Consider the following 24290-nt stretch of genomic DNA (forward strand, 5'->3'; position numbering starts at 1 on the left):
GTCCTCAGAGAGCCGGAGCGCTCGTCAGGAAGCGGTCGTAGCCCTCGTTCTCGAGGCGCTCAGCGAGCTCGGCGCCACCCTCCTCGGCGATCTTGCCGTCGACGAAGACGTGCACGAAGTCCGGCGTGATGTACCGCAGGATCCGCGTGTAGTGCGTGATGAGCAGGACGCCGACCTCGCCGGTCGAGCGGACGCGGTTGACGCCCTCGGACACGACCCGCAGGGCGTCGACGTCCAGGCCCGAGTCGGTCTCGTCGAGGATCGCGAACGCCGGCTTGAGCAGCTCCATCTGGAGGATCTCGTGGCGCTTCTTCTCGCCACCGGAGAAGCCCTCGTTCACGGACCGCTCGGCGAACGTCGGGTCCATGCGCAGGTTGTCCATGGCGGTGCGGACGTCCTTGACCCACGTGCGCAGCGGCGGCGCCGTACCGTCGATGGCGGTCTTCGCGGTGCGCAGGAAGTTCGACACGCTGACGCCGGGGACCTCGACCGGGTACTGCATGGCGAGGAACATGCCGGCGCGGGCGCGCTCGTCGACCGACATCGCCAGGACGTCGGCGCCGTCGAGCGTCACGGTGCCCGCGGTGATCTGGTACTTCGGGTGGCCGGCCAGCGAGTACGCCAGCGTCGACTTGCCCGAGCCGTTGGGGCCCATGATGGCGTGCGTCTCGCCGCTGCGGACCGTGAGGTCGACGCCACGCAGGATGGGCTTGGGGCCCTCCTTCGTCTCGACGCTGACGTGCAGGTCGCGGATCTCCAGGGTGGACATGCGTGTTCCTTCCAGACTTCTCAGAGCGGGGCGTCGACGTCGACCAGCACACGCTGGCCGTCGACGGTCACGGGGTAGACAGGGACGGGCCGGACGGCGGGCGGGCCGGTGGGCTTGCCGGTGCGCAGGTCGAAGCGGGAGCCGTGGAGCCAGCACTCGATCGTGCAGTCCTCGACCTCGCCGTCGGACAGCGAGACGGCGCCGTGCGAGCAGATGTCGCTGATGGCGTGCAGCTCACCGGCGGAGTCGCGCACCAGCGCGACCTCGACCGTGCCGTGCTCGGCCTCGAGCTCGACGCGGAGCGTGCCCTCCACGGGCACGTCCTCGTCGAAGCAGGCAAGCTGCGCGCTCATGCACGCTCCGTCGTGAGGGACACCTCGGAACCCTCGACGTGGCCGTCCGACAGCGCATCGAGCACGCTCATCGACTTCTCGAGCTCGCGCTCGATGGCGCCGAGGAGGCGCTCCTCGATCGCCGGGACGCCGATCTCGTGGATGAGCTCCGCGAAGAAGCCGCGCACGACGAGGCGACGCGCGTCGGTCTCGGGGATGCCGCGGGCGCGCAGGTAGAAGAGCTGCTCGTCGTCGAACCGGCCGGTCGCGCTGGCGTGGCCGGCACCCTCGATGAGACCCGTCTCGATCTCGAGGTTGGGCACCGAGTCGGCGCGCGCGCCGTCGGACAGGACCAGGTTGCGGTTGAGCTCGTACGTGTCGGTGCCCTCGGCGGCCGCGCGGATGAGCACGTCCCCGACCCACACCGTGTGCGCACCCTCGCCCTGCAGGGCGCCCTTGTAGGTGACGCGCGAGATGCAGTTGGGCACCGCGTGGTCGACGAAGAGGCGCTGCTCCTGGTGCTGGCCGGCGTCGGCGAAGTACAGGCCGAGCATCTTGACGCTCGCGCCCTCGCCGACGAACTCGGCGTCGGGCGTGATCCGGACGACGTCACCGCCGAGCGTCACCGCGATGTGCTTGACGGTGGCGTCACGGCCGATCCGCACGCGGTGCGAGGAGGCGTGCACGGAGCCCTCGGCCCAGTCGTGCACGGTGACGACCGTGAGGTGCGCCCCCTCGTCGGCGATGATCTCCACGGTCTCGGTGAGCGAGGCGTGCCCGACGTGGTCGATGACGACGACCGCCTGCGACAGCGGCTCGGCGTGCACCAGCACGTGGGTCGCGGAGGGATCCAGCGGCGCCTCGTGCGTGCCGGCGCCCTCGACGCCCTCGATGCGGATGGACGTCACCTCGGAGGCGACGGCCTCCTTCGGGATCGTGACGATGGTCGCGCGCGGGAACGACGCCCAGGCCACGGCGGCCGCCCGGTCGCCCGGCCTGCCGGCGCGGCCGAGCCGCTCGTCGCCACGGTCGACGATCTCGACCTGGACCTCCGGGGCCTCGACCACGGTCGTGAGCACGCCGTGCCCGCTGAGCACACCGTCCGTCGCCGCCGCGAACAGCGGAGCCAGCCGGTCGACGGGGGCGAAGCGCCACTCCTCCTCGCGGCCGTTCGGCACGGGGAAGTCGGCGACGTCGAACGACGTGGGGCGCGACGCACGGGAGGCCTCGGGCAACGGCCCGACCCCGTGCGAGTGGCTCCCGTCGGCGGTCGCCTGGGAATGATCTGTGGCCAGGGAGACGGGGTTGGTGGGCTCTGTGGTGGTCGTCATCAGCCGACGGCCCCTTCCATCTGCAGCTCGATGAGGCGGTTCAGCTCGAGGGCGTACTCCATGGGCAGCTCGCGGGCGATGGGCTCGACGAACCCGCGCACGATCATGGCCATGGCCTCGGTCTCGGCCATGCCTCGGGACATGAGGTAGAACAGCTGGTCCTCGCTCACGCGCGACACGGTCGCCTCGTGGCCCATCGACACGTCGTCCTCGCGGACGTCCACGTACGGGTACGTGTCCGAGCGGGAGATCTGGTCGACCAGCAGGGCGTCGCACAGCACGTTCGACGCGGAGTGGTGGGCGCCCTCGAGCACCTGGACCAGGCCGCGGTAGGACGTGCGGCCACCGCCGCGCGCGACCGACTTGGAGACGATCGAGCTGGAGGTGTGCGGGGCCGCGTGCACCATCTTGGCCCCGGCGTCCTGGTGCTGGCCGGCCCCGGCGAACGCGATCGACAGCGTCTCGCCGCGCGCGTGCTCGCCCATGAGGTAGATGGCCGGGTACTTCATGGTCACCTTGGAGCCGATGTTGCCGTCGACCCACTCCATGGTGGCGCCCTCGGCCGCGGTGGCCCGCTTGGTCACGAGGTTGTAGACGTTGTTCGACCAGTTCTGGATGGTCGTGTACCGCACGCGGGCGTTCTTCTTGACGATGATCTCGACGACGGCCGAGTGCAGCGAGTCGCTGGAGTAGACCGGCGCGGTGCAGCCCTCGACGTAGTGCACGTAGGAGCCTTCGTCGGCGATGATCAGCGTCCGCTCGAACTGGCCCATGTTCTCGGTGTTGATCCGGAAGTAGGCCTGCAGCGGGATGTCGACGTGCACGCCCGGCGGGACGTAGACGAACGAGCCACCCGACCAGACGGCGGTGTTGAGCGACGCGAACTTGTTGTCCCCGGGCGGGATGACCGAGCCGAAGTACTGCTCGAAGATCTCCGGGTGCTCCTTCAGAGCCGTGTCCGTGTCGAGGAAGATGACGCCCTGCTCCTCGAGCGACTCCTGGATCTGGTGGTACACCACCTCGGACTCGTACTGCGCGGCGACGCCGGCGACGAGGCGCTGCTTCTCGGCCTCCGGGATGCCCAGGCGGTCGTAGGTGTTCTTGATGTCGTCGGGCAGGTCCTCCCAGCTGGTGGCCTGCTTCTCCGTCGACCGCACGAAGTACTTGATGTTGTCGAAGTCGATGCCCGACAGGTCCGAGCCCCACCAGGGCATCGGCTTCTTGTCGAACAGGCGCAGCGACTTCAGGCGCGTCTTGAGCATCCACTCGGGCTCGTTCTTGAGCGCGGAGATCTCCCGGACCTTGGCCTCGGACAAGCCACGAGTGGCCACCGCACCGGCGGCGTCGGCGTCGTGCCAGCCGTAGTTGTAGTTCCCGATGGAGGCGATGGCCTCGTCCTGGGTCAGCGGGGTCGGCTGTGGCGCAGCCGCCGCGGTGCTGTCGGTCTGTGCACTCATGCTTGGTGTCCTTCCACGGAGAGCACGGGGTGGGCAGGGGCGTGGGGGGCTTTCGAGATCGGGATGTTCGTGGTGCAGACGTGGCCGCCGCCGGCCAGCGTCGAGAGGCGTTGCACGTGCACGCCGAGCAGGCGGGAGAACGCCCGCGCCTCGGCCTCGCAGAGCTGCGGGAACTCGTGGGCGACGTCCTGCACAGGGCAGTGGCCCTGGCACAGCTGCATGGCGGTGCCACCCGGGGCCGGCCGCGCGGAGGCGGCATAGCCGTCGGCGGCCAGACCGTCGGCGAGCACGCGCACGCGTGCCGCGACGTCCCCTCCGACGGCGGCGACGGCCCCGGAGTGCCGCTCCTCGAGCTCGCGGACCCGCCGCTCGGCGAAGTCCTCGACGGCCTGGGCGCCGGCGGTCTCGGCGAGGAAGCGGAGCGCCTGCGTGGCCAGCTCGGAGTACCTGTGCGACAGCGCGGACTGTCCGCGGCTGGTCACCACGTACCGCCGCGCCGGGCGGCCGCGACCCTTGGGGCCGTTGGCGGCGTCGTGCACCGCGATCTGGTCGGTCGCCTCGAGCACGCCCAGGTGGCGGCGGATGCCGGCCGGGGCGAGGTCCAGCTGCGCGGCGAGCTGCGCGGCTGAGACGGGCCCCGCGGCGGCGATGATCTGCAGCACCCGCTGGCGCGTCCCGGCGTCCGGGTCGGGCGCGGAGCTGGTGTCCGCGGACGTGTGGTCGACCGCAGGCAGCGTCGCGTTCATGCACACCTCCGTCGGGTCGGGTCGGTCAGGGCAGCCGCGCACCGCCGTGCGAGAGCAGTGGCTTCGATATTGGCAACATCCTTGTTGCCAATATCCATCCCCGCAAGCAAGGTGAGCCTTCACTCACGGTCGCGTCGCTCACACCAGGACGTTCCCGCCGTGCGCCCTAGACTTCCCTCTCGTGCCCGACTCCCCCGCGCTCGAGATCTCCGGGCTCGTCAAGCGCTACGGCGGCCGCGCCGTCGTCGACGGGCTCGACCTCGTCGCCCACCGCGGACAGGTGACCGCGGTCCTCGGCCCGAACGGCGCCGGGAAGACCACCACCGTCGAGTGCTGCGAGGGACTGCGGGAGCCGGACGGCGGCACGGTCCGCGTGCTCGGCCAGGACCCGCTCACGCAGGCTCGGGACCTGCGCCCCCGGGTGGGCGTCATGCTCCAGGACGGCGGCCTGCCGACCGGGGTCCGTGCGCACGAGATGCTCGCGCACGTCGCCAGGATGTACGCCGACCCGCGCGACCTCGGCGAGCTCACCGAGCGGCTCGGGCTCGGCTCGTTCGCGCGCACCACGGTCCGGCGGCTGTCGGGCGGGCAGCGTCAGCGCCTCGCGCTCGCCGCCGCGGTCGTCGGCCGACCGGAGGTCGTCTTCCTCGACGAGCCCAGTGCCGGCCTGGACCCGCAGACCCGGCTGGCCGTCTGGGACCTGGTGCGGGAGCTGCGCGACGAAGGGGTCGCCGTGCTGCTGACCACGCACCTGATGGACGAGGCCGAGGACCTGGCCGACCACGTCGTGGTGGTCGACCACGGACGCGTGATCGCGCAGGGCTCGGTGCGGTCGCTGGTCTCGTCGGCCGACGACCGGACGCTGCGCCTCGAGACGACCCCGGGACTCGACCTCGGTGCCGCCCTCGGCGGTGCGTTCGTCGTCGCCGAGCCGCGCGGCGGCTCCTACACGGTGACCGGCGCCGTCGACCCGGACGCCGTCGCGTCCGTCACCGCGTGGCTCGCCGGCCAGGGCGCGCTGGCCACCCGGCTGACCGTCGGCCGGCGCACCCTGGAGGACGTCTTCCTCGACCTGACCGGACGGAACCTGCGATGAGCACCGCCGCACCCCCGCTGCAGCGCGTCCTGGCGCAGACCGCGTTCGAGGCGCGCGCCATCCTGCGCAACGGCGAGCAGCTCCTCGTGACGATCGTCGTGCCGGTGCTGGTCCTCGTGGGGCTCACGCAGGTCACGTCGATCGAGCTGGACACCGGCGGCGCCAGCCGGATCGACTTCCTCACGCCGGGGATCCTGGCCCTGGCGGTCATGACGTCGTCGTTCACGTCGCAGGCCATCGCCTCGGCGTTCGACCGCCGCAACGGCGTCCTGCGGCTGCTGTCCACCACCCCGCTCGGACGCGGCGGGCTGCTCGCAGGCAAGGTTCTGGGCGTCCTGGTGGTGGAGCTGGTGCAGGTCGTCGTCATCGGCGCGACCGCCCTGGTGCTCGGCTGGCGGCCCGACCCCGCGGGAGTCGCGCTCGCGCTCGTCGCCGTCGTGCTCGGCACCGCCGCGTTCACGTCGCTCGCGCTGCTCGTCGCGGGGACCCTGCGCGCCGAGGCGGTGCTCGCCGTCGCCAACCTGCTCCTGCTCGTGCTGGCGGTCGCCGGGGGCGTGGTCATCCCGGCCAGCCGGCTGCCCGGCCCGGTGGCCGACGTGGCGCTGCTGCTGCCCTCGGGTGCCCTCGGTGAGGCGATGCGCGAGTCGCTCCTGCACGGCGTCCTGCCGGCGTGGTCGGTCGTCGTCCTGGTCGGCTGGACCGCCGCGCTGGGCTGGGGCGCGAGCCGTCTGTTCCGCTGGCACTGACCTGTGACGCGCCTCGCGGTCCGTCCGGTCCGTGCCCGACGGACCGGACCGTAGGCTGGTCGTCGTGAGCTCGTCCCCTGCCCTCGACACCCGCGCGTCGTCCCTGGACCCGTTCCGCGACCGGTGGACCTGGACCGCGGTGGTCGCCAACCTGGTGGGGCAGGTCGTCATCATCGTCACGGGCGGCGCCGTGCGGCTCACGGCATCCGGACTCGGGTGCTCGACGTGGCCCCAGTGCGAGCCCGGCCGGTTCACCCCGCAGCTGCACGACGCGACGTCGTTCCACCCGTTCGTGGAGTTCGGGAACCGGACCGTCAGCGTGCTGCTCGTGGCCGTCGCCGCAGTGGTCGCGCTGCTGGTGGTCCTCGACCGGCGTCGGCCCTGGTCCTACCGGCGGCTCGGCCTCGTTCCCGTGGTAGGCGTGCTCCTCCAGGCGGTGATCGGCGGGATCACCGTGCTGATCGACCTGCACCCCGCGATCGTGGGCAGCCACCTGCTCATCTCGATGGCCCTCGTGGCGTTCTCCGCCTGGTTGGTGGTGCGCACGCGCGAGGGCGGCGGACCCGCGGTGCGTCTCGTCGACGGCCCGACGACCACGCTGGTCCGGGTGCTCACGGCGGTCACCGCCGTGGTGCTCGTGCTGGGGGTCGTGGTCACGGGCGCGGGACCGCACTCGGGCGACGACGAGGTGGGCTACCGGTTCGACGTCGACCCGTACGTGATGTCCAAGGTCCACGCCGCCTCCGTCTGGGCGTTCGTGGCGGTGCTCGTCGTCGTCCTGGTGCTGCTGCGCCGCCACGGGGTCGCCGGACGTCCCTGGACCACCGGCCTGGTGCTGCTCGGCGTGACGCTCGGCCAGGGCGCCGTCGGCTACGCCCAGGTGCTCACCGGCCTGCCGATCGCGCTGGTCAACCTGCACATGCTCGGCGCGGCGCTGCTCGCGGCCGCGGTGACGTTCTTCGTCGGGAGCCTGCGCACCCGCGTCGACTGACCGGGTTCGTCCCGGTATCTGCTGTTCGGGTGTCGGTGGTCTCTCCTAGCCTCGACCCATGGCAGACGCGATCACGGCTCACGGGCTCGTCAAGCGCTACAAGACCGTCACGGCCCTCGACGGGGTCGATCTCGCGGTGCCCACGGGCTCCGTGCTCGGCCTGCTCGGGCCCAACGGCGCGGGCAAGACCACCATCGTCCGCATCCTGGCCACCCTGCTGCGGCCGGACGCCGGGTCGGCCACCGTGGCCGGCGTCGACGTGCTGGCCCACCCGCGCGAGGTCCGGCGACGGATCGGGCTGTCCGGCCAGTACGCCGCGGTCGACGAGTACCTGACCGGCTTCGAGAACCTCGACATGATCGGGCGGCTCTACCACCTCGGGGCCAAGCGCTCCCGGGAGCGGGCGCGCGAGCTGCTGGCGTCCTTCCGGCTCGAGGACGCGGCGGACCGCCCGTCCAAGACCTACTCCGGCGGCATGCGGCGGCGGCTCGACCTCGCCGGCGCCCTCGTGGCGGACCCGCCGATCATCTTTCTCGACGAGCCGACCACCGGGCTGGACCCGCGCGGCCGCACGGAGATGTGGGAGGTGATCCAGAATCTCGTCGCGGGCGGCACCACCCTGCTGCTCACCACCCAGTACCTGGAGGAGGCCGACCTGCTCGCGGACGACATCGTCGTCATCGACCACGGCCGGATCATCGCGCAGGGCACGGCGGACCAGCTCAAGCTGCAGGTCGGCGGCGAGCGGCTGGAGCTCACGGTGCGCGACCCCGCCACGCTGACGACCGCCCGGGACCTGCTCGAGCCGCTCGGCGTCGGGACGGCCGCCCTGGACGGAGGCCGGCGCACGCTCCTCATGCCGATCAGCGGGGGCGCCCAGGTGCTCACCGAGGCGCTACGCGTCCTCGACGACGCCGGGATCGGCATCGACGACGTCGGGCTGCGGCGGCCGACGCTGGACGACGTCTTCCTGTCCCTGACCGGACGGCCCGCCGAGGAGCTCGAGGCGGGGCAGCAGAACGGCCGGACCAGGTCCTCCGAGGCGCCGCCCGACACCCCGGCGGCGACGCCCACCGGTCCGGGGCGGCACGCGGCCGTCACGACCGACGACTCCCCCACCGGAGGTGCCTGATGGCCGCGCCCACCGTCCTGTCCGACGCCTACGTCGTCGCCAAGCGCAACATCATCAAGATCAAGCGCGTCCCGGACCTGCTGGTCTTCACCACGCTGTCGCCGATCATGTTCGTGCTGCTGTTCGCCTACGTCTTCGGCGGCGCGATCGACGTGCCCGGCGGCGCCAGTGCCGACTCGTACCGCGAGTTCCTCATGGCCGGGATCTTCGCGCAGACCGTCATCTTCGGCGCCACCATCACCGGGGCCGGTCTCGCCGAGGACATCAAGAAGGGGATCATCGACCGGTTCCGGTCGTTGCCCATGGCCCCGTCGGCGGTGCTCACCGGCCGCACCATCTCCGACGTCGCCAACAACATCCTGGTGCTCATCGTCATGTCGCTGACCGGGTTGCTCGTCGGCTGGGGCATCCACAGCTCCGTGGGCGAGGCCGCGCTCGGCTTCGTGCTCCTGCTGATCTTCTCCTACTCGATCTCCTGGATCATGGCGTGGCTCGGCATGCTCGTGCCCAGCGTCGAGGTGTTCAACAACGCCACGTTCATCGTCATCTTCCCGCTGACGTTCGTGGCCAACACCTTCGTCCCGCTGGAGACCCTGCCGGGACCGCTGCAGACGTTCGCGGAGTGGAACCCGGTGTCGGCGGTGACCCAGGCGTCGCGGGAGCTGTTCGGCAACATCCCCGAGGGGGTGCCGACCCCGGACTCGTGGCCGCTGCAGAACTCGGTGCTCTACACGCTGATCTGGTCGGCCATCTTCATCATCGTGTTCGTCCCGCTGGCCAACCTGCAGTACCAGCGTTCGACCAGCCGCTGAGCCCACGGACGACGAGGCCGCCCCCTCCGCGAGAAGGGGGCGGCCTCGGTCGCCTCAGAGCGTGACGGGCTCCAGGGTCGACCACCCGCGCGCCCGGGCGGCCGCTGCGGCGAGCACGCCGGTGACCGCCGTCGGGCTGTGCAGGCGACCGGCCAGCGCCGCCTGCACGGCGTCGTCCAGCGGCACCCACACCGGCACCATGCCCGCTTCCTCGTCGGTGCGCGTGTGCAGGTCGGCGTGGGCCACCTGGCGCAGGTCCCGGGCCAGGAACACCCGGATCCGCTCGTCCGACGCGCCGGGGCTGGTGTAGAAGTCGACCAGCCGCCACCAGGAGCCCGCCACAAGGTCGGCCTCCTCGGCCAGCTCGCGGGCGGCGGCCACGACCAGCTCCTCGTCGGGGACGTCCCGGAGCCCGGCGGGGGGCTCCCAGAGCTCGGAGCGCACCGGGTGCCGGTACTGCGAGAGCAGCAGCACGCGGTCCTCGTCGTCGAGCGCGATGACCGCGACCGCCCCGGGGTGCGCGACGTACTCACGGAGCACCTGTGTGTCCCCGAGGTCCACGACGTCACCGACCAGGTCGAAGATCTTGCCGGCGTGGATCACGTCGTGCGAGACGACCTCGCGGGGCGCCTCGACGTCGACGAGCATCAGGACTCGTCGCCGCGCTGCGCCAGGGCGGCCTCGACCAGCCCGGCGAACAGCGGGTGCGCCCGCGTCGGCCGCGACTTGAACTCGGGGTGCGCCTGCGTGGCCACGTAGTACGGGTGGATGTCCTTGGGCAGCTCGACGAACTCGACCAGCGACGTGTCCGGCGAGACGCCGGAGATGACCAGGCCTGCCTCCTCGAGCTTGTCGCGGTAGGCGTTGTTCACCTCGTAGCGGTGCCGGTGTCGCTCCGAGACACGCGTGGAGCCGTAGGTGTCGGCGACCACGGACCCGGGAGTGAGGACGGCGTCGTACGCTCCCAGCCGCATCGTGCCGCCCAGGTCACCCGCACCGTCCACGATCGCCAGCTGCTCGGCCATCGTCGCGATCACCGGGTGCGCCGGGTCGGCGTCGAACTCGGACGACGACGCGCCGTCCAGGCCGAGGACCGTGCGCGAGTACTCGATCACCATGCACTGCAGGCCCAGGCAGATGCCGAGCGTCGGCACGAGGTTCTCGCGTGCCCAGCGCAGCGCGCCGAGCTTGCCCTCGATGCCGCGCACGCCGAACCCGCCGGGCACCAGGACCGCGTCCACACCCTCGAGCGCCAGCCGGGCACCCTCCGGCGTCTGGCAGTCGTCGGACGTGACCCACCGGATGACGACCTTGGTGTCGTGGTGGAAGCCGCCGGCGCGCAGGGCCTCGGTGACGGACAGGTAGGCGTCGGGCAGGTCGATGTACTTGCCGACGAGCGCGACCTCGACCCGGTGCGACGGCTGGTGCACCCGGTGCAGGAGCTCGTCCCAGCCCTTCCACTCGACGTCCCGGAACGGGAGGCTCAGCCGCTGCACGACGTACGCGTCGAGGCCCTCCGAGTGCAGGACCCGGGGGATGTCGTAGATGCTCGGCGCGTCCTTCGCGGTGACGACACCCTCGATGTCGACGTCGCACATGAGCGCGATCTTGCGCTTGGTGGACTCCGGGACGTCACGGTCCGCGCGCAGGACGATCGCGTCGGGCTGGATGCCGATGCTGCGCAGCGCGGCGACGGAGTGCTGGGTCGGCTTGGTCTTCAGCTCGCCGGAGGGGCCGATGTACGGCACCAGGGAGACGTGCAGGAAGAAGCAGTTGTCGCGCCCCAGGTCGTGCCGCACCTGGCGGGCCGCCTCGAGGAACGGCAGCGACTCGATGTCGCCGACGGTCCCGCCGATCTCCGTGATGATCACGTCGATGTCGTCGTTCGCCTGCTGGCGCATGCGGGTCTTGATCTCGTCGGTGATGTGCGGGATGACCTGCACCGTGTCCCCGAGGTACTCGCCGCGTCGCTCCTTGGCGATGACCTGGGAGTAGACCTGACCCGTGGTCACGTTGGCGGACCCGACGAGATTCACGTCCAGGAACCGCTCGTAGTGGCCGACGTCGAGGTCGGTCTCCGCACCGTCCTCGGTCACGAAGACCTCGCCGTGCTGGAACGGGTTCATGGTGCCCGGGTCCACGTTGAGGTACGGGTCGAGCTTCTGCATCGTGACGCGGAGGCCACGGGAGCGAAGGAGTCGGCCGAGGCTGCTCGCCGTCAGACCCTTGCCGAGGGAGGAGGCGACACCCCCGGTGACGAAGATGTGCCGGGTCGTGGATTCCGACCGCCCGGAGAGTCGATACGCGCGCTCTGTCACGGGATTCCAGACTACCCGACGAACGGTCCCTGCCCGACTGACGCGCGGGTGAGTCCGGACACGTCTGGATCAGAGCGGCGTGCTCGGGTTCGCCGGGTCGCTCATCGGCGGTGCGGAGGCCGGTGCGGGCTGCGCCTCGATGCTCCGGAGGTCACGCAGCGTGCCGCGGTCCCCCGCGAGCACCGCTCCCGCGACGACGAGCGCCGCGACGAGGCCCCCGCCCGCGGCCGAGCCGATCGCCGTGAGCACACCGTGCCCGGCCACCTCACCGACCGCGTCGACCACCCAGCGCCCCGCGACCGCCCCTGCGCCGCTGCCCACGACGAGGACGACCGCGGTCCGCGCCAAGCCCGAGGTCGCGGGCCTGCCTGCGGCGCGCCTGAGCAGGACGACCGCGACCACGCCGCCGACGAGCATGCCGAGCGAGCTGGCCTGCGCGAGCGCGAGGAGGGTGGCCGCCGGGTCGTCGCGGCCCGGAGCTCGCAGCGCGGCGAGCAGCGGCGTCGCGGCGGCGACGGTCCCCCACCCGGCCACGTTCGCGGCGATGGCGGACCGACCGCGCTCCATCGCGTAGAGCGCGCGCGAGACGTGGAACATCACCGCGAAGCCGAGCAGGCCCGGCATGAGCCAGGTGATCGTCGTGGTCATCGCCCTCACACCCGTGCCACCGCCGCCCGCGACAGCGAGGAAGACGTCCGTCGCGGCAGGTGCGGCGGCGACCAGGGCAGCGACGCCGAGGGCCGCGGCGGCGAGGACCGCCCGGGTGGTACCGGACGCCATCCGCGCGAACGCGTCGACCTCGCCGGAGGCCGCACGAGCGGCGAGCCTCGGGAACGTCGACGTCGCGAGAGGGACGACGAGCACCGCGTACGGGAGCAGGTAGACCTGCTGGGACCACAGGAAGACCGACCACGTCGCCGGCGTGCCGCGGTCGTTGGCGACGAGCAGCGCGACGAGCACCGACAGCTGCTGCGCGACCAGCGAACCGACGCCGGCGAACGCGAGCGCGGCGAGCCGCCGACCGACCCCGGGCGGGAACCGCAGCATGGGGCGGATGCGCACGCCGAGACGCCGGACCGGGACGAACATGGGGAAGCACATCGCCGCCACACCGAGCGTCGTCCCCCACCCGAGCACCGCGAGCGCGCTGCCGGTGACGGCAGCCGGGTCGTCCAGCTCCCCGTCGGCGAGGCCGGCGTAGACGAGGTAGGCGGCGATGACGACCAGCGACGACAGGACGGGGGCGAACGCCGGCCAGAAGAACCTCTTGTGCGCCTGCAGGACCGCGTAGAGGAGCACCGCGACGCCGTACATCGGGACCTGGACCGCGAAGACGGCGATGAAGAACTGCAGCAGGTCGCGCTGCGAGTCGTCGATCCTGGGCCACACGGACGCGATGAGTCCGCTGCACGCGGCGAGGGCGCCCCCGAGCGGGACGAGAACGAGCAGGGTCCACCCGAACGCCGCCGACGTGATGGCGTCGACGTCCGTGCGCAGGGCGCGCGACACGGGCAGCGCCAGCAGCGGGACGAGGGCGCCGGCCAGCGCACCGCCGGCCGCGACCTCGAAGAGGACGTTGGGCAGCGTGTTGGCCGCGTTGTAGACACCGCCGATGTCGCCGTCGCCGAATGCCAGTGCCTGGACCAGGTACCGCCCGAACCCGAGCACCCGGCTGAGGATCGTCACGGCCGCGATCATCGCGGCGGCACCCCCCAGCCCGGCCAGCGTGCGCCGCGCGGCGGGGCTCACGCGGACCGGTCCACCGGCGGCTCGACCGGACGCCGACCCCAGCCGTCGATCTCGCGCAGCACCGGGGTGCGCTCGATCACGCGGGTGAAGCTGACCTTCTCGCTGGCGACCGTCAGCCCCAGGACGACCGCGAGGACCGCGAGGCGCACCGGGCGGGGCGCCGAGAGCACCACCGCGGCGCCGAGCGTCGCGCCGAGCGCGTTGGCACCGCCGTCGCCGAGCATGTCCTGCTCGGCGAGGTCCTGCTCGATCGCCGCACCGGCCACTCCCAGCACCCCGGCGGCCGCTCCGGCGCCCTCCCCAGGGGCGAGGGCGAGCGGGGCCGCGACGAGGGTGGCGACCTTGAGCGCCCGACCGGGCCGCAGGTCCAGGAGGTTCAGCAGGTTGGCGCTGGACGCGACCAGCGCACCCGACGCCACGACGTCGGCGAGCCAGCCGACGGTCGACCGACGAGTCCCGTCGGTGCGGACCAGCGGCGTGGCCACCGCGGCGGCGACCAGCGAGCCGGCGCCGATGCCGAGCACCTTGAGCCCGCCGGTCGTGAGCTCCCCGTGCGCGAGGGCTCCGAGGTGCCCGCGCAGACCCTTGCGTCGCGAGGACGTGTCCTCCCCGAGGTCGTCCACGAGGCCGAAGGCGGCCCCCGACGCGGTCGCGACGGTGAGCGCCAGGGCTCCCCGGCCGGAGGGGGCGCCGACCAGCCCGCCCGCGAGCAGGCCCACGGCGACCGCGGGGCCCTCGAGCAGGCTGATCGGCTCTCCGCGGTGGTTCGTCCGGGTCCAGCGCACCTGGCCGGCGGGTGCCTGGAGGTCGAGCAGGCCGCGGGCGACCGCGGTCACCCCGCCGACGACCGCGCCGGCGAGGACCCGGCGCACCGGACCGACGGTCATCCCTCGGTCCCGGCGGCGCCGTCCGTGCCTTCGGTGCCCTCGGGGACGCGCGGCGTGCGGTCGACGGGCGGAAGGACGACCGAGGCCGGAAGGGGCGTCTCGTCATCGCCGAACCCGTAGTGCCCGTTCGTGCCGGCGATCCGCCCGGCCAGGGCCAGGGGCACGCTCACCTGCCCGGTGACGACCTCGGTCCCCGAGACCGTGGTGATGCTCGCGGCCAGGTCCTGGTCGGCCAGCACTGCGTCGGTGAGGCTGCCGTCGCCGCGCGCTCCGTCAGCCAGCACGGCGCCGGAGGAGAGCTCCTGGGCGGCGCTGAGCACCGCGAGCTGGGCGGCGACGGTCGAGTCCGACGGCTCGGGGCTGGGCGTCGCGTCCGCGGGCTGCTCCTGCAGCGGCACCCCGATGACGACGACCGCGTCGGCAGGCACCGTGACCTGGTCCGCCACGGTGACCAGCGGGCTGTCGCTCTCGCTCGAGGAGAGCAGCTGCAGCAGCACCGACGCGTCGTCGGACAGCACGTCCGGGTTGGCCGGGTCGGAGGTGACGAGCGCCTGCACGAGCGCGGACGCGAGCTCGCCCTCGACACCGGCGTCGTCGGCGGGGACCGGGTCCAGGTAGGTGAGCAGCTGACCGACCAGCGCCTGCCGGAACGTGCGCGCGTCCGGGTCCATCCAGGTGTCCGTCAGCGTGACGTGGGCGGTGACCGTGGCACCCGACTGGGTGAGCCGCTCGTCGATCGCCGTGCGGACGGCCTCGTCCACCTCACCGAGCGCGACCACCGCGACGCGGCGGTCGGTGAGCGTCCCGTCGAGCAGCTGCGGACCGGCGGCACCGATGTAGGCCTCGGCGTCCTGCAGGTCGCCCGACGCCCCGTCGAGCTCGGCGCGGAGCGCGTCCTTCTCGGCGCGCAGCTGCTCCACCTGGCCGGTCAGCGTGTCGCCGATCGTCTCCTTGAGGGGTCCGGCGCCCAGTGCGATGCCGACGGCGAGCGCCAGGAACACGGAGATGAGCGAGACGATGTGGTAGCGGAAGTCGATCACGGTGCGAGGTCTCCGTCGGGTACGTCACCGGCGCGGGCCGGGACCAGGTGCAGGGCGTGGGCAGCTGCGGCAGTCCGGGTGCTCATCCGAACAGACCGCTCACCCACGACGTGATGTCGTCGATGCGGGCACCGGAGAGGCCGATCAGCGTCTGGCCCGCCGCGGTGGAGGCCAGCGCCACGCCGAGGGCGAGCAGCCCGGCGAGGACCAGGAGCGTGAGCTGGAGGTTGGAGATCCGGTTGCGGTAGAGCCGCGAGACACCCTTCGCGTCGACCAGCTTGCTCCCCACCCGGAGGCGGGTGAGGAACGTGCTCGCCATCCCGGACCGGCCCTTGTCCAGGAACTCGACCAGGGTGGCGTGCGTGCCGACGGCGACGATCAGCTCGGCGCCCTTGTCGTCCGCGAGGAGCATGGCGACGTCCTCGCTGGTTCCCGTCGCAGGGAACACCACGTGCTTGACGTCCAGCTGCTCCACGCGGGCCAGGCCGGGGGCGCGTCCGTCGCGGTACGCGTGCACGACGACCTCCGCGCCGCACATGAGCGCGCGGTCGGACACCGAGTCCATGTCGCCGACGATGAGGTCGGGCTTCCACCCGGCGTCCAGGATCGCGTCCGCTCCCCCGTCGACGCCGATGAGCACCGGTCGGTACTCGCGGATGTACGGGCGCAGGGTGACGAGGTCTTCCTTGTAGTGGTACCCGCGGACCACGATGAGCACCTGCCGACCGTCGACCACCGTCGAGATGTCCGGCACACCGACCCCGTCGAGGAGCAGGTCCCGCTCCCGGCGCAGGTAGTCCATCGTGTTCGCGGCGAACGACTCCAGCTGCACGGAGAGCCCTGCGCGGGCCTCCTCCATCGCGGCGGCGACCGTCGTCTCCGTCTGCAGCACGCCCTCCGCCACGAGCGTGTCACCGTCGTACACGGCGCCCTCGACGACCTTGAGCCGGTGTCCCTCGGTGATCGACATGACGTCGGCACCGAGGTCGTCGATCAGCGGGATGCCCGCTCCGATGAGGATCTCGGGGCCGAGGTTCGGGTACCGCCCCGACGTCGAGCGTGCCGCGTTGAGCACCGCCGCCGGCTGGCACGCCACGAGCGCCTCGGCGGAGACGCGGTCCAGGTCCAGGTGGTCGATGACCGCGACGTCACCAGGGCGCAGACGCTTGGTCAGCCCCTTGGTCCGGGGGTCGACACGTGCCGGACCGGCGACGACGCCGGCTTCGGGCAGGGTGGTGCGCTTGCGCAGGGAGGCTCTCATCGCCGCTCATCGTCCCACGGACGAGAGCTCCAGCAGCTCTGCGGCATGCGTCCGCGCGGCGTCGGAGTCCTCCTGGCCGGACAGCATGCGGGCGAGCTCCCGTACGCGGTCGTCGCGCGTGACCAAACGCACGTCCGACTCGGTGACCACGTCGACCCCGTCGGCGGTGGACTTGGTGACCACCAGGTGCCGGTCGGCGAACGCCGCGACCTGGGCGAGGTGAGTGACGACCAGGACCTGGCTGCCCTGCGCGAGCGACGAGAGCCGGCGGCCGACCTCGACGGCCGCGCGCCCGCCGACGCCAGCGTCGACCTCGTCGAACACGAACGTGCCCGGCCGGGTGGCCCCCGGCGCGGTGGCCAGCGCGACCTCGATCGCGAGCATGACCCGGGACAGCTCTCCGCCGGACGCGCCCTTGCCCAGCGGCCGCGCCGGCGCCCCGGCGTGCGACGCCAGCAGCATCTCCACCCGGTCCACGCCGTGCGGTCCGGGCTCGTCGGCCGGCTCGACGGTGACGCGCAGCTCGGCGCCGCCCATCGCCAGCCCGGTGAGCTCCTCGGAGACCACCTCGGACAACCGCTGCGCCCCGGAGCGGCGGCCGGCCGTGACCCGCTCCCCGAGCGCCGTCAGCTCGCTGTCGAGGCGGTCGCGCGAGACGCGCAGCTCCTCGATCCGCTCCTCCCCACCGTCCAGGTCGAGCAGCCGTCGGCCGGCGGTGTCGGCCCACGCCAGCACCTCGGCGACCGTGGACCCGTAGCTGCGGGTCAGGCTGCCGAGCTCGGCGCGGCGGCGCTGGGCGGCCTCGAGCCGCAGCGGGTCCGCCTGCAGGTCGTCGAGGTAGGCCGCGAGGTCGGTCGAGACGTCGGCGAGCAGGTAGCCGGCCTCCGCGGCGCGGGTGGCCAGGGCGGCGAGCGCGGGGTCGTGGACGCCTCCCTGCTCGAGCAGCCGGCGGGCCTGCTCGATGAGACCGACGGCGGCCGCTGTCTCGTCCAACCCGTCCTCGCCACCCACGAGCGCCGCGTGCGCCCCGACCGCGGCCGTGCGCAGGTCCTCGGCGTGGGAGAGGCGCTCGACCTCCTCGGCCAGCGACACGTCCTCGTCCGGCTGCGGGTCCACGCGCTCGACCTCGGCCAGCCCCAGGCGCAGCAGCTCGGCCTCACGCGTCCGGTCGCGCGCCCGGTCGACCAGGTCCGTCAGCTCCGCGTCGACGCGCGCACGCTCCGCCCAGGCGCCGCGATATCCGGCCAGGAGCTCGCGGTGCGCGGCGCCGACGAACTCGTCGAGCGCCTCACGCTGGACCGCAGGCGAGCGCAGCCGTGCCTGGTCGGCCTGGCCGTGCACGGTGACCAGCTCGTCCGCGAGCTCCGCGAGCAACCCCTGGGGCACGGACCTGCCCCCGACGTACGCCCGGGACCGCCCGGCGGTGCCGTCCGTGCCCGCGCCCACCGTCCGCAGGAGCACAAGGCTGCCGTCGTCGTCCAAGTCCGCGCCGGCCTCCGTGGCGCGCTGCAGCGCGACGCCCGGGGGCAGGTGGACGCGGCCCTCGACGGCCGCCGACGTCGAGCCGACGCGCACGGTCGCGGGGTCGGCCTTGCCGCCCAGCAGCAGGTTGAGCGCGGTGAGCACCATCGTCTTGCCCGCACCCGTCTCGCCGGTCAGCACGGTGAGCCCGGGCCCCAGCTCGACGTGCGCCCTGCCGATGACGCCGAGGTTCTCGATGCGGATCTCCTCGATCACGCGGACACCTCCGGGTCGGTGGCCCGCAGGCGTCGCGGCGTGCTCGGTCGGCCGCGCCAGCCGTCCACCGGCAGGCCGAACTTGTTCACGAGCCGGGTGGTGAACGGTGCGGGCGTCAGGCGCGCCAGGCGCACGGGGACCTCACTGCGCGTGACCTCGACGCGCGAGCCCTTGGGGACCTCGAGCCGACGCCGCCCGTCCAGGGTGACCAGCCCCGCCGCGGGCGACCGGTCGAGCACCTCGACGGCGAGCCGGCTGCGGGGCCCGACGACGAGCGGTCGGGCGAACAGCGCGTGCGCGGAGAGGGGTACCAGGATCATCGCGTCGACGTCCGGCCACACCACCGGGCCTCCGGCCGAGAACGCGTGCGCGGTGGAGCCGGTGGCGGTCGCAGCGACCACCCCGTCGCAGCCGAACGACGACAGCGGGTGGCCGTCCACCTCGAGCAGGACCTCGAGCATGCGGGAACGGTCGACCTTCTCGAGAGCGGCCTCGTTGAGCGCCCAGCCGGTGCCGACGCCGCCGTCCGGGTCGATCACGCGCACGTCCAGCGTGCCCCGCTCCTCGACCTCGAACTCGCCCGCCGTCAGCCGGCGCACGGCTTCGCCCACCTCCTCGCGCTCGCTCTCGGCGAGGAACCCCACGTGCCCCAGGTTGACCCCGAGCAGCGGCACGGCGGTCCCCCGCGTCAGCTCGGCCGCGCGCAGGATCGTGCCGTCACCACCGAGCACGACGGCGAGCTCGAACGTCGGCAGGTCCACCGCGACAGCGTCCTCGGCAGCCAGGACGGGTTCGACACCTGCCCGCTCCAGCTCTCGCACCACCTCATGGGTGGCCGACACCGCCTCCTCGCGGCCTCCGTGGGTGACCACCAGGGCGCGGCGCGTCATTCGTCCTCCTGGGCGTCGGAGAGCACGGCGGCAGAGATCCGCTCCACGGGAACGTCGACCGGGTCGTCGCCCGGCGACCGGCGCAGCCACAGGAAGAACTCGACGTTGCCGCTCGGTCCCGGCAGCGGGCTGCGGACCACGTCACGCACGTCGAGCCCGAGCGCGGCTGCGCAGCGTGCGACCGCCAGGACGGCGTCGACGCGCAGCGCGGGCGTCCGGACGACGCCGCCGGACCCGAGCCGCTCGCGTCCGACCTCGAACTGCGGCTTGACCATCACGACGAGGTCCGCGTCGGGACGTGCGACGTCGACGAGCGCCGGGAGCACGAGCGTGAGGGAGATGAACGAGAGGTCGGCGACCACCAGCTCGGGCGCCGGCACGATGTCGCCGCGTGCCAGGGACCGGACGTTGACGCCCTCCCGCACCTCGACGCGCGGGTCGTGACGCAGTGCGTCGACCATCTGGTCGTGCCCCACGTCGACCGCGACCACGCGGGCGGCGCCTCGGCGCAGCAGCACGTCGGTGAACCCTCCGGTGCTCGCACCCGCGTCCAGGCAGGACCGCCCCGCGACCACCGGGCCGTGGGTGCCGAGCGCATCGAGTGCGCCTGCCAGCTTGTGCCCCGCGCGCGAGGCGTACCGGGGGTCGTCGTCGTCCGCCTGGACGACGACGTCGCGCTCGTCGGTCACCTGCGCGGCGCTCCGGGACACCGACGAGCCGTCGACGGTCACCCGACCGGCGGCGATCAGCTCCCCGGCCTGGCGGCGCGACCGGGCCAGGCCGCGGCGCACCAGCTCCGTGTCGAGGCGTGTGGTCACCGCGGGTCAGCCCTCGGCGTCGGCGAGCCGGTCCTGCAGGGCGCCGTGGACGGCGTCGAACACCGCGACGTGCTGGCGGAGCGGCTGGTCCTCGAGGCCCACCAGCGCGGACAGCGCCTGGTCGACGGCGTCGTCCGACGTCGACACGGGGTTCCCGATCTCGCTCACTGCGCCTCCTGACGACCTCGTGGCCCCGTGCGGCTCACGACGGTCTTCACCGGCGGAGCCCGACGGGCACTCGTGTGCCACGGGACGCGCCCACGCTACCTGGCGCAGGCCACACGTTCCTGCCGCCACACACAGCCGCGGGGATCAGTCGTGGACGAGATCGGTGGCCAGCTCCGGCACCGAGCCGGGGTCGATCTCCACGCCCTCGTCGACCGCCGCCCACGCCGCCGCGCACGCAGCACGGACGACGTCGAGGTGGTCCTCCACGGACGCGGGTGCAGCCCTGCCCAGCTCGAGCCGGCCGTCGACCACGCGGGCGGACGCGTCACGCACCTGCCACCAGCCGTCGGCACCCCGGTGAGGCTCGGGGTGGGCCACGAGCAGCGACCGCAGGTCGGCGCCGATCAGGTGCGGGCGCTCCCCCGGCGCCGCGAGCACGTCGTCGCGCGCCGAGCTCACCCCGGTAAGGACGTGCAGGCCGATGTAGCCACCCGCCCTCGCGCCCGCCAGGTCCGTGTCCAGACGGTCGCCGATGACCAGCGTCTCGCGCGCGCCGGCCCGTTCCACGGCCATCTGGTACATGGTGGGCGACGGCTTGCCCGCGCTGTCCGGCGCGACGCCGGTCGCCGCCTGCACCGCACCCACGAGCGAGCCGTTCCCGGGCGCGAACCCGCGCGCGGTCGGCAGGCTCAGGTCCAGGTTCGACGCCACGTGCCACGCCCCGCGACCGACGGCGTAGGCCGCCTCGGCCAGCTGCGGCCAGCCCACCTCCGGCGAGAAGCCCTGGGCCACTGCCGCAGGCTCGTCGTCGGCCGAGTGCACGACCTCGTACCCGGCGAGCCGCACCGCCGTGACCAGGCCTGCGCCGCCGACGACGAGCACCTTGGACCCGCGCGGCAACCGCGTCCGTAGCAACTGCGCCGCCGCCTGGGCCGCCGTCATGACCTCCGACGCGTGCGTGACGATGCCCAGGTCGGTCAGCTGGTCCGCGACCGACTCCGGCTCCCGGGACGCGTTGTTGGTGACGAACACCAACCGCATGCCCCGGTCACGCGCCGCGGTCAGTCCCTCGGCCGCTCCGTCGATCGGCTCGTGCCCGCGGTAGGCGACCCCGTCGAGGTCGACCAGCGCCAGGTCGAACCGGTCCGCGAGCGGTGTGTCCGAGCCGACGAGACCGCCCGTCACCGGCCGCCCTCCGCCTCGTCGCCCGCCGCGGTCTGCCCGTCCGACACGCCGGCGTCACCCGACTCCTCGCGGACGTCCTCGTCGTGCTCCGCTTCCTCCGAGCTCGGGTCCACAGCGTCGCTGTGGTCGTCGACGCTGTCGTCGTCGACCTCGGCATCCGGGTCGACGGCCCCCCCGACGGCCCGGTCCTCGGCCGGCTCGACCGGGTCGGTCGGCTCGAACGCGGCAGCGGCGTCCTCGTCGTACTCGCCGTCCTCGTCGCGCTCACTGAGGTCGAACGAGACCACGTCGTCCTCGATCTCGACGTCGCCGGCGGCCTCGTCGAGCTGGTCCTGCGTGTACGGCGCCAGCTCGGCGGCCGCGTCGTCGGCACGACCGGCGGCCTCGAGCGCCGACGCCCGAGCCTGGGCGACGCGCACCGCGACGAGCCCGGTCCCGGCCCGGACGGCAGGGGTCGAGAGCGCGGCGACGGCAGCCTCGGCCTGACCGAGATCCAGACGCGCACCGCTGACGACCATCGCGAGCTCGATCGTGGTGTCGGCGTCGAGTGTCGACGCCTCGGGCTCCTGCGCCAGAGCGAGAGCCCGCTCGGGCCGGCCCAGCCCACGTTCGCAGTCGGCCATGATCGCGAGGTGCTCCGACGAGCCGTTCAGACGCCGCACGGTGCGCAGCTCCCGCAGCGCCTCGGCGTACCGACCGGTGCGGTAGGCGGCCAGACCGGCCGCCTCGCGGACCACGTCCACGCGTCCCGCACGCCGGACCGCCGCCTGGGCGTGCTCGTACGCCAGCTCGGGGTCCGTGTCCAGGAGCCGGCCCACCATCACCAGGTGCCGGCCGACGCCGTCCGCGTTGTCCTTGCTGAGCGTGCGCAGCCGGCCCCGGACCGAGCGGTCGAGGTCGCTGAACACGACCTCCTCCGGGATCTCCGGGGCGACGGCGCGCTCCTCCTGCGGGGGCCGCGTCAGACGACGGTCGTCGTCGCTGCCCCGACGGTCCGTACCAGCGCCGTAGCCGCCGCTGGGGGCCGACCGGTCGTCCCGCACCGGCCGCCCGGCCGGGGGCCGACGATCACCGGTGGCGGGCCGGTCGGAGCGGCTGCCGCCAGCAGGCGGGCGTGACGAGGTGCGCTCCGTGCGGTCACCGTACGAGGGCCGCCGGTCGCCGGTCGCCGGTCGATCACCCGTGGGGCGTCGGTCGGCGCTGCGGTCTCCCGCGGGACGGCCCTGGCTCGCGCGGTCATCGGTCGGTCGACCGCCGGAACGGTCGCCGTAGGACGGCCGGTCACCTGACGGGCGGTCACCGTAGGACGGACGGTCTGCGCCGCGGGAACGGTCGCCGCCACCGGGACGGTCGCCGTAGGACGGTCGCTCCCGGCTCGTGCTGCGGTCACCACTGCCGGACCGGTCGCCGTAGGACGGGCGGTCACCGGACGGACGGTTGCCGTAGGTCGGGCGCTCGCCACCGCGGCTGCGGTCACCGCCACCGGACCGGTCGCCATACGAGGGGCGCTCTCCGGACGGACGGTCACCGTAGGCGGGACGTTCGCCACCGCGGCTGCGGTCACCGCCACCGGACCGGTCGCCATAGGACGGGCGGTCGCCCGAGGGGCGGTTGCCGTAGGCGGGGCGCTCGCCACCGGACCGGTCGCCATAGGACGGGCGATCGCCCGAGGGGCGGTTGCCGTAGGCGGGTCGGTCGCCACCGCGGCTGCGGTCGCCGCCACCGGACCGGTCGCCATAGGACGGGCGGTCGCCCGAGGGCCGGTTGCCGTAGGAGGGTCGGTCGCCGGCGGAACGGTTGCCGTAGGAGGGTCGGTCGCCGGCGGAGCGCTCACCCGAAGGGCGGTTGCCGGACGTGGGGCGGTCGCCACCGCGGCTACGGTCTCCACTGCCGGACCGGTCGCCGTAGGACGGGCGGTCGCCCGAGGGACGGTTGCCGTAGGCCGGACGTTCCCCACCGCGGCTGCGGTCGCCGCCGGACCTGTCGCCATAGGAGGGACGGTCACCGGACGGGCGGCTGCCGTACGTGGGCCGGTCCCCTCCGGGACGGCCGCCGTACGACGGGCGGTCACCGGAGCCGCCCCGGTCGCCGCCTTCGCTGCGGTTCCCATAGGCGGGACGGTCGCTCGAGGAGCGCGAGCCATAGCTAGGCCGGTCAGCGGAGGATCGGGCGCCGTAGGCAGGACGATCCTCACCCGCACGGTTGCCGTAGGCAGGACGATCCCCACCCGCACGGTTGCCGTAGGCAGGACGGTCGCCTCCGTAGGCGGGGCGGTCACCACCGCGGGCGTCGCCAGGGCGGCCACCCGACGTCGGACGGAAGCCGCGGTCGTTGCCGGCCGGGCGGCCGCCGGAGGAGGGCCGGTATCCGCGGTCCCCGCCGGAGCTGGAGGACGGTCGCGCATCGCGGCCGGCGTCGCGCTGTCCACCGGAGGCCGGTCGGCCGCCGCCGGAGTAGCCGCCGCCGCGCGGCGCACCGCTGCCGCCCTGCGAACCACGCGGACCTCGCGCCGGGCTGTTGCCGCCGTCGGGGCGGCCACGGTTGGCTCCACCCGACCGACCACGGTCGTCGGATGTGCCTCCGGCACGGTTCTCGCTGTTCATCTGTGTGCTCTCCTCGTCGCGATCGACCGCTCCATCGTCTCATCCCCCGCTCCGGGCGCTGAACGGCGGCGGACCAGGCCGCGCCGAACGGGCGGAGCGGAAATGAGACTGCGGCACTGCATGGTGATCAATACGTCCGACGTCGCACGTACAGAACATTGCTGGGAAAACAGAAGAAGCCACCCCCGTAGGGGTGGCTTCTCCTGAATGATGTCCGGCGGC

The 24290-nt window shown here is 73.3% G+C and carries 22 protein-coding genes; 5 read left to right on the plus strand and 17 right to left on the minus strand.

Going from position 1 to position 24290, the window contains the following annotated elements; genetic code table 11:
* Positions 1–4: 4 nt before the first annotated feature.
* From sufC to RYN42_RS09400, 5 genes are read right to left on the minus strand one after another with little or no spacing between them, the layout of a single operon-like run.
* Positions 5–769 (minus strand): Fe-S cluster assembly ATPase SufC, encoded by a 765-nt coding sequence (gene sufC / locus RYN42_RS09380; protein WP_315095510.1) that lies wholly within the window; start codon positions 767–769, stop codon positions 5–7.
* Positions 770–789: 20 nt separating this feature from the next.
* Positions 790–1122, minus strand: coding sequence for a non-heme iron oxygenase ferredoxin subunit (locus tag RYN42_RS09385; protein ID WP_315095511.1), 333 nt, complete (start codon positions 1120–1122; stop codon positions 790–792).
* Positions 1119–2432: a Fe-S cluster assembly protein SufD gene (gene sufD / locus RYN42_RS09390; RefSeq protein WP_315095512.1), complete on the minus strand. Its 1314-nt coding sequence runs from the start codon at positions 2430–2432 to the stop codon at positions 1119–1121. The genes RYN42_RS09385 and sufD overlap by 4 nt, the downstream gene beginning before the upstream one ends.
* Positions 2432–3889 (minus strand): Fe-S cluster assembly protein SufB, encoded by a 1458-nt coding sequence (gene sufB / locus RYN42_RS09395; RefSeq protein WP_315095513.1) that lies wholly within the window; start codon positions 3887–3889, stop codon positions 2432–2434. Before sufB ends, sufD begins: the two co-directional genes overlap by 1 nt.
* Positions 3886–4635, minus strand: coding sequence for a helix-turn-helix domain-containing protein (locus RYN42_RS09400; RefSeq protein WP_315095514.1), 750 nt, complete (start codon positions 4633–4635; stop codon positions 3886–3888). The genes sufB and RYN42_RS09400 overlap by 4 nt, the downstream gene beginning before the upstream one ends.
* A gap of 181 nt (positions 4636–4816) precedes the next feature.
* Between RYN42_RS09400 and RYN42_RS09405 the strand changes: the two genes are divergently transcribed.
* The 5 genes from RYN42_RS09405 (at position 4817) to RYN42_RS09425 (ending at position 9412) form a co-directional block, all read left to right on the plus strand.
* Positions 4817–5731 carry an ABC transporter ATP-binding protein gene (locus tag RYN42_RS09405; protein WP_315095515.1) on the plus strand — a complete coding sequence of 305 codons (915 nt, stop codon included), beginning with the start codon at positions 4817–4819 and terminating at the stop codon, positions 5729–5731.
* Positions 5728–6477 carry an ABC transporter permease gene (locus RYN42_RS09410; RefSeq protein ID WP_315095516.1) on the plus strand — a complete coding sequence of 250 codons (750 nt, stop codon included), beginning with the start codon at positions 5728–5730 and terminating at the stop codon, positions 6475–6477. The genes RYN42_RS09405 and RYN42_RS09410 overlap by 4 nt, the downstream gene beginning before the upstream one ends.
* 64 nt (positions 6478–6541) lie before the next feature.
* Positions 6542–7468, plus strand: coding sequence for a COX15/CtaA family protein (locus RYN42_RS09415; protein ID WP_315095517.1), 927 nt, complete (start codon positions 6542–6544; stop codon positions 7466–7468).
* A gap of 58 nt (positions 7469–7526) precedes the next feature.
* Positions 7527–8600, plus strand: a complete 1074-nt coding sequence (locus RYN42_RS09420; RefSeq protein ID WP_315095518.1) for an ATP-binding cassette domain-containing protein — start codon at positions 7527–7529, stop codon at positions 8598–8600.
* Positions 8600–9412, plus strand: a complete 813-nt coding sequence (locus RYN42_RS09425) for an ABC transporter permease (RefSeq protein WP_315095519.1) — start codon at positions 8600–8602, stop codon at positions 9410–9412. Before RYN42_RS09420 ends, RYN42_RS09425 begins: the two co-directional genes overlap by 1 nt.
* Positions 9413–9466: 54 nt before the next feature.
* Here RYN42_RS09425 and RYN42_RS09430 read toward each other — a convergent pair whose 3' ends face one another.
* The 12 genes from RYN42_RS09430 to RYN42_RS09485 form a co-directional block, all read right to left on the minus strand.
* The gene (locus RYN42_RS09430; protein WP_315095520.1) at positions 9467–10060 is read right to left on the minus strand and encodes an NUDIX hydrolase; all 594 of its coding nucleotides are present in this window, start codon (positions 10058–10060) and stop codon (positions 9467–9469) included.
* Positions 10060–11730: a CTP synthase gene (locus RYN42_RS09435; RefSeq protein WP_315095521.1), complete on the minus strand. Its 1671-nt coding sequence runs from the start codon at positions 11728–11730 to the stop codon at positions 10060–10062. Before RYN42_RS09435 ends, RYN42_RS09430 begins: the two co-directional genes overlap by 1 nt.
* A 69-nt stretch (positions 11731–11799) precedes the next feature.
* The gene (gene murJ / locus RYN42_RS09440) at positions 11800–13479 is read right to left on the minus strand and encodes a lipid II flippase MurJ (RefSeq protein WP_315095522.1); all 1680 of its coding nucleotides are present in this window, start codon (positions 13477–13479) and stop codon (positions 11800–11802) included.
* Positions 13476–14366: a hypothetical protein gene (locus tag RYN42_RS09445; protein WP_315095523.1), complete on the minus strand. Its 891-nt coding sequence runs from the start codon at positions 14364–14366 to the stop codon at positions 13476–13478. Before RYN42_RS09445 ends, murJ begins: the two co-directional genes overlap by 4 nt.
* Positions 14363–15406 (minus strand): copper transporter, encoded by a 1044-nt coding sequence (locus RYN42_RS09450; protein WP_315095524.1) that lies wholly within the window; start codon positions 15404–15406, stop codon positions 14363–14365. The genes RYN42_RS09445 and RYN42_RS09450 overlap by 4 nt, the downstream gene beginning before the upstream one ends.
* 82 nt (positions 15407–15488) lie before the next feature.
* A complete protein-coding gene (gene steA, locus RYN42_RS09455; RefSeq protein WP_315095525.1) occupies positions 15489–16667 on the minus strand; it encodes a putative cytokinetic ring protein SteA in 1179 nt (392 codons plus the stop codon).
* A 6-nt stretch (positions 16668–16673) separates the two neighbouring features.
* The gene (gene recN, locus RYN42_RS09460) at positions 16674–18404 is read right to left on the minus strand and encodes a DNA repair protein RecN (RefSeq protein WP_315095526.1); all 1731 of its coding nucleotides are present in this window, start codon (positions 18402–18404) and stop codon (positions 16674–16676) included.
* On the minus strand, positions 18401–19294 hold the full coding sequence (locus tag RYN42_RS09465; RefSeq protein ID WP_315095527.1) for an NAD kinase: 894 nt from the start codon (positions 19292–19294) through the stop codon (positions 18401–18403). Before RYN42_RS09465 ends, recN begins: the two co-directional genes overlap by 4 nt.
* The gene (locus tag RYN42_RS09470; RefSeq protein ID WP_315095528.1) at positions 19291–20112 is read right to left on the minus strand and encodes a TlyA family RNA methyltransferase; all 822 of its coding nucleotides are present in this window, start codon (positions 20110–20112) and stop codon (positions 19291–19293) included. The genes RYN42_RS09465 and RYN42_RS09470 overlap by 4 nt, the downstream gene beginning before the upstream one ends.
* A 6-nt stretch (positions 20113–20118) precedes the next feature.
* Positions 20119–20280, minus strand: a complete 162-nt coding sequence (locus RYN42_RS09475) for a hypothetical protein (RefSeq protein ID WP_315095529.1) — start codon at positions 20278–20280, stop codon at positions 20119–20121.
* 144 nt (positions 20281–20424) lie between these two features.
* Entirely contained in the window at positions 20425–21465 is a 1041-nt protein-coding gene (locus RYN42_RS09480) for an HAD-IIA family hydrolase (protein WP_315095530.1), read from the minus strand.
* Positions 21462–22508: a hypothetical protein gene (locus RYN42_RS09485; RefSeq protein ID WP_315095531.1), complete on the minus strand. Its 1047-nt coding sequence runs from the start codon at positions 22506–22508 to the stop codon at positions 21462–21464. Before RYN42_RS09485 ends, RYN42_RS09480 begins: the two co-directional genes overlap by 4 nt.
* Positions 22509–24290: the final 1782 nt, after the last annotated feature.

It is taken from the genome of uncultured Cellulomonas sp. (assembly GCF_963527515.1).
GTDB lineage: Bacteria > Actinomycetota > Actinomycetes > Actinomycetales > Cellulomonadaceae > Cellulomonas.